The sequence below is a fragment of the Sphaerisporangium sp. NPDC088356 genome, assembly GCF_040685555.1.
GTDB lineage: Bacteria > Actinomycetota > Actinomycetes > Streptosporangiales > Streptosporangiaceae > Sphaerisporangium.
Genome location: NZ_JBFBIK010000262.1, coordinates 1 through 2054, shown reverse-complemented (window position 1 = coordinate 2054; position 2054 = coordinate 1). Strand labels below are relative to the sequence as shown.

The 2054-nt window shown below is 69.7% G+C and carries 2 protein-coding genes; both read left to right on the top strand.

Annotation, left to right across the window (positions count from 1 at the left end; genetic code table 11):
• Nucleotides 1-234: 234 nt before the first annotated feature.
• Entirely contained in the window at nucleotides 235-1182 is a 948-nt protein-coding gene (locus tag AB0O34_RS36730; protein WP_363923610.1) for an FKBP-type peptidyl-prolyl cis-trans isomerase, read from the top strand.
• A gap of 206 nt (nucleotides 1183-1388) precedes the next feature.
• A complete protein-coding gene (locus AB0O34_RS36725) occupies nucleotides 1389-2042 on the top strand; it encodes a transcriptional regulator (RefSeq protein WP_363923608.1) in 654 nt (217 codons plus the stop codon).
• The last annotated feature ends 12 nt before the right edge of the window (nucleotides 2043-2054 follow it).

Genomic DNA, 2054 nt, shown 5'->3' with positions numbered 1-2054 from the left:
TCCTCGCGGAGCCGTCCGGAGGGCCTTCGCAGGTGAAAGTTTCGCGATGCGTCATATGAGCTCTGCGGCGGCCACAGAGGAGTTTCCGGTGATTACCCCGGTGTTTCCCGGGACGTTCCAGAAGTGCTTGCCGAAGGCGAGGTCACACTTCGGCAAGATCGAGTCAGGCTGACTCACGCGGTCATGGCGGTCAGGTAGTGTTACGCGAACGTGACGTCTTTCCAAGGGATACCCATGCGCCGACTGGCCGTTCTCGCCGCCTTGCCGTTGCTGTTCGCCGCCGCCTGCGGCGGTAACAACGGCGACGTCACCGCCAAGACCGGGGCCTCCCCCACCGGTGTGAAGGTGGCGGGAGAGTTCGGGAAGAAACCGCAGGTGACCTTCCCCGCGGGCAAGCCTCCCGCGACCTCGTCGGCGCAGACGATCTCCGAGGGCCAGGGCAACATCGTCAAGGACGGTGACGCGGTCGTCGCCAACCTCACCGCCTACAGCTGGGACGGCAAGAGCAACGCGGCCTCGGGCTCGACCTACGACGACGGAGCCCCCCAGCTCATCAAGGTCGACTCCAAGCTTCCCTCCGTGGTGCACAAGGCCTTCCAGGACAGCAAGCCCGGCGGCCGCTTCCTCGCCGTCGTCGCCAAGGACAGCCTGACCGCCGACCAGGTCGAGCAGGCCAAGTCGCAAGGCGCCGACACCTCGACCGCCAGCGTCTACGTTGTCGACGTGATGGGCGTGCCCACGGCCAAGGCCGCGCAGGGCACTCCGACCGACCCGGGGGTCAAGGGCGTCACGCTGGTGAACCCGGGCGGAGACCAGGCGCCCAAGCTGACCACCAAGACCAGCGAGTCCGCGCCGAAGGGCCTCGTCGCCAAGACCGTGATCAAGGGCGCGGGCCCGGTGGTCAAGACCGGTCAGACCATCCTCGTGCACTACACCGGCAAGATCTGGGGCTCTGACAGCGAGTTCGACAGCAGCTGGGGCCGAGGCGAGCCGGTGATGTTCCCGATCGGCGTCGGCAAGGTCATCAAGGGCTGGGACCAGAGCCTCGTGGGCGTCCCGGTGGGCAGCCGGGTGCTGGTGACCATCCCGCCGGACCTCGGGTACGGCAAGGCCGGCTCCGGCGACAAGATCAAGGGCACCGACACCCTCGTCTTCGTCGTCGACGTCCTCGGCGCCTACTGACCTCTACGCGCTTCCCGCTTCGCTCGCCGCGGCCGGACTCCCGCCCTTCCCGGGCTTGGGGGTACGGCCGTTCGGCTTTCCAGAGGCGATGAGGGTGCCCTTCCGGAGGCGTGCGACCACGATTCCTGAGGCGGTGCGGGCACCTTTCCGGGGCGGTGCGGGTACCTTTCCGGAGGCGGTGCGGGCACCGCCATACACTCGCCCTTGTGAGCAGTGACGATCTCGGCCACCCCGATGCCCTCGATGTGCTCGGCGCCCTCCGCGATCCCGTGCGCCGGGCGCTGTACGACTACGTGGCCGGGCAGGGGCACGAGGTCGGCCGGGACGAGGCCGCGCGGGCGGCGGGGGTGGGCCGCACCCTGGCCGCCTTCCACCTGGACAAGCTCGTCGAGGCCGGCCTGCTGGAGTCGGACTTCCGCCGGCTGAGCGGGCGCACCGGGCCTGGCAGCGGGCGCCCGGCCAAGGTCTACCACCGTTCCCCGGTGGAGCACCAGGTCAGCCTGCCCCCGCGCGACTACCGCACCCTGGCGCTCGTGCTGGCCGAGGCCGTGGACGCGCTCGGCGGCGAGGAGGCCGCCGAGGCCGCCGCCCGGCGGGTGGGGGAGCGGGCCAAGGCGTCCGAGCTGCGCGAGGCGCTGGAGGAGCGCGGCTACGAGCCCTACGACGACGGCGACGCGATCCGCCTGCGCAACTGCCCTTTCCACATGCTCGCCGATGAGCGTCCGTTGCTCGTCTGCTCGTTGAACCTGGCCCTGTGCGAGGGCCTGCTGTCGGCTCTCGGGGACGGCCGCGTCACCGCGCGGCTCGACCCCCGGCCGGGGGAGTGCTGTGTCGCCTTTTCTAAAAACAATGACGATTGACATAGAAAGGGC